Annotated in this window: 4 protein-coding genes; 2 read left to right on the plus strand and 2 right to left on the minus strand. The window is 43.2% G+C overall.

What is annotated here, in order from left to right:
- Window positions 1-377 (minus strand): peptidoglycan-binding domain-containing protein (locus F6K20_RS31125; protein ID WP_287297306.1); only part of this gene is annotated, 377 nt, incomplete at its 3' end.
- Window positions 378-904: 527 nt separating this feature from the next.
- On the opposite strand from F6K20_RS31125, the gene F6K20_RS31130 reads away from it, so the two are divergent.
- Together F6K20_RS31130 and F6K20_RS31135 are read left to right on the plus strand one after the other, a co-directional pair.
- A complete protein-coding gene (locus F6K20_RS31130) occupies window positions 905-1,957 on the plus strand; it encodes a mevalonate kinase family protein (RefSeq protein WP_008182695.1) in 1,053 nt (350 codons plus the stop codon).
- Entirely contained in the window at window positions 1,944-2,834 is an 891-nt protein-coding gene (locus tag F6K20_RS31135; protein ID WP_008182692.1) for a UTP--glucose-1-phosphate uridylyltransferase, read from the plus strand. Before F6K20_RS31130 ends, F6K20_RS31135 begins: the two co-directional genes overlap by 14 nt.
- 28 nt (window positions 2,835-2,862) lie before the next feature.
- Here the strand turns inward: F6K20_RS31135 and msrB are convergent.
- Window positions 2,863-3,166, minus strand: a 304-nt coding sequence (gene msrB / locus F6K20_RS31140; RefSeq protein ID WP_287297308.1) for a peptide-methionine (R)-S-oxide reductase MsrB, incomplete at its 5' end; no start/stop codon positions are given.

Genomic DNA, 3,166 nt, shown 5'->3' on the forward strand with positions numbered 1-3,166 from the left:
TTGCCATCAATCTTACCAGTATAGTAGTCACTAATCCAAAGTACTTCTTGGACTGTTTTGACAGCCTCACCAAAACTACCAGGACGTAGAATCGGCATATTGACCGGAGCACCACCCAGAAGAGCTTGCCAGGTCTTTTGGTCTACAATACCAGTTGCTCTGAGAAATACCTTTTGCTGGTAGCCTTGCACAGCATATTCAATCTCTGTGTCAAAGATACCATCTAATGGACCAAAGTAATATCCCCGGTGAGCCAAGATACTTTGTAATTCTACCACATAAAGACCAATGAACCCTAGATAAAGGGTGTGCTTTCTGAGCCAAGCAGTGACACAAGCACTGGTCTGGGAGGTTTCCAAATTAATCAAAGCTGTCATGCTAGATTTCCCTGATGAAATTTTTCCTGGCATTCTTCATAATCAAATATCTGAGGTTGATCTGGGGTGATTTAAGTTTTAATAAGTTGTTAACCTTCTGCCAGTAAAGCGTGATTTGAATCACGTTAACTATGTTGACTGTTGACTGTTGACTGTTGACTATTGACTGTTGACTGTTGATCTTAGGGATGCACAGCCAAGGCTTGCATGCAGTAGTTAACATAAAACGTTCCATGTAGTTACCCCACGTTACGTTTATTTCTATCGACCCTAGAGGTTTCAAAATTTCTAGTTAATACCAAGTAGCATTGAGCGTTAGCACCCTCTATCGAGAGTTTCCCAGTCTGGTGGTGTCTTGCCGTCTTTGAATGCAATCCCTCTGATGGCAATGTCATACTATAGTGCTTTATATAGTGCATATAGTGATTTGCAGCTCAGTAAAATACACTTTAGCCTCTCGGGAGCTCCCACTGCAATCACCGGCTGTATTCTATTCCAATCAAGACTGCTATAGATTTAACTGAGTAATGAAACTGTTTGTGCCAGGTCGCCTTTGTCTATTTGGGGAACATAGTGATTGGGCAGGAGGCTATCGCTGCCTAAATCCCGAGCTCGAAAGAGGCTACACCCTAATCACCGGAACCAATCAGGGACTTTATGCTCTGGTCTTATCTCATCCGACCGAGCTGATTATGCGTACTTCCCTGAGGGAGGGTACACCGACCGTTTCTATTAGTTTACCAATGGAAAGGAGTGCTCTGCTCGCTGTTGCTAAAAAAGGCGGTTTTTTTAGTTATGCTGCTGGGGTTGCCTACCAGTGTCTATCTCGCTATCCTGTCGGTGGAATTGAAATCGATAATTACCGCACTGACTTACCAATCAAGAAAGGGCTATCCTCAAGTGCAGCAATTTCCGTCCTAGTTGCCCGCAGCTTCAATCGCCTGTATGACTTAAACATGACCCTCCAAGAGGAAATGGAGTTAGCCTATCTAGGGGAAACCACCACCCCTTCCCAATGTGGTCGGATGGATTTCGCCTGTGCTTATGGCAATCGACCGATCATGATGATGTTTGATGGTGATCACACCGAGATTAGTGAACTCAAGGTACCTCGGAATCTGTTTTTTGTAATTGTAGACCTCGGGGCAAGCAAAAATACTCAGGAAATCCTGAGTAAACTGAATCAGTGCTATCCATTCGCCACTAACGAAATACAACAGAATGTTCAGCACTATCTTGGTCCAATCAGTTCTAAAATTACTCAGGAGGCAGTTGAGGCTCTGGAAAGGGGTGATGCTGAACGGATTGGTAGCTTGATGAACCAGGCACAAGCTGAATTCGACCGCTATCTTATCCCTGCTTGCCCTGAGCAATTAACTGCTGGAGTGCTGCACCAAATCCTGAATTATGAACCAATTCAACCTTATATCCTAGGGGGAAAGGGAGTTGGCTCTCAAGGGGATGGCACCGCACAATTTATTGTTAAAGACAAGGAAAGTCAACAAAAGTTAATTAAAATTATTGAGCGTGATTTTCCTCAAATGGAATCTTTGACGTTAACGATTTATGCAGACCAATAACGTTCGCAAAGCTTTAATTCCCGCAGCGGGTTTTGGTACCCGTTTGTTTCCAGCCACCAAAGTGGTAAAAAAAGAGTTATTTCCGATTATTGACCGGGATGGTAGGGCGAAACCAGTGATCATGGCGATTGTAGAAGAAGCGGTCAGTGCTGGGATAGAAGAAGTGGGGATTGTGGTTCAAAAAAGCGATCGCAAACATTTTGAAGAATTTTTTAAGTCCCCCCCCAAACCCGAACTCTTCGAGAAACTCTCTCCAGAAAACCAAGCATACAGCCAATATTTACAGGATTTAGGCCATAGAATTACCTTTCTGATTCAAGAGGAGCAAGAAGGCTATGGTCATGCTGTATTCTGTGCCAAAGAATGGGTAAATAATCAGCCTTTTCTATTGTTGCTGGGGGATCATGTTTACACTTCTGACCATGAAACTTCCTGTGCTAGTCAAGTTCTAAACGTTTATAACCAGGTTGATCAGAGCGTTGTTGCCTTGACCGTAATGCCAGGAGAGATTATTCACAAAGCTGGTTGCGTGACTGGGATTTGGCAAGAGTCAGAATCACGGTTGCGTGTGACAGAGCTTTATGAAAAGCCTACTCTTGAGTATGCGCGAGCCCATCTCCATATGGAAGGAATGGCAAAGGATCAGTTCTTAGCGGTATTTGGTATGTATGTACTTAAGCCGAAAATTTTTGACTATCTTGAAGAGCACATCAACCAAAATATCCGTGAAAAAGGTGAATTTCAGCTCACATCATGTCTTGATAAATTGCGACAAGAAGAGGGCATAACCGGTTATCTAGTTAAAGGCAAGTATTTTGATACCGGAATGCCCCAGTTTTATCGACAGACCATAATTGATTTTCCGAATCAAACTTAGGTGACTTGATCTGATTAATCCTGTTTTTTTAATCCTGTTTCTCGAAACTAAGGGAAGCAGAATTCATACAGTAGCGTAAGCCTGTTGGTGGTGGTCCATCGCTAAACACGTGACCTAGGTGAGCGTCACAGACAGCACACAACACTTCTGTCCTGCGCATAAATAGGCTGTTATCCGGTTCCTCCTTTACATTCTCTTCTTTGATAGGTGCGAAAAAACTAGGCCAACCTGTCCCAGAATCATATTTGGTATCAGAGTTAAATAGCTCTGTTCCGCAACAGATACATTTGTAGATACCCTTGTCCTTATTGTTCCAGTATTCTCCAGTGAAG

It is taken from the genome of Moorena sp. SIO2C4 (assembly GCF_010672485.1).
Classification (GTDB): Bacteria; Cyanobacteriota; Cyanobacteriia; order Cyanobacteriales; family Coleofasciculaceae; genus Moorena; species Moorena producens.

Coding starts and splice junctions, on each gene's coding strand:
- F6K20_RS31130 (WP_008182695.1), top strand. CDS start 905: ATGAAACTGTTTGTGCCAGGTCGCCTTTGTCTATTTGGGGAACATAGT.
- F6K20_RS31135 (WP_008182692.1), top strand. CDS start 1,944: ATGCAGACCAATAACGTTCGCAAAGCTTTAATTCCCGCAGCGGGTTTT.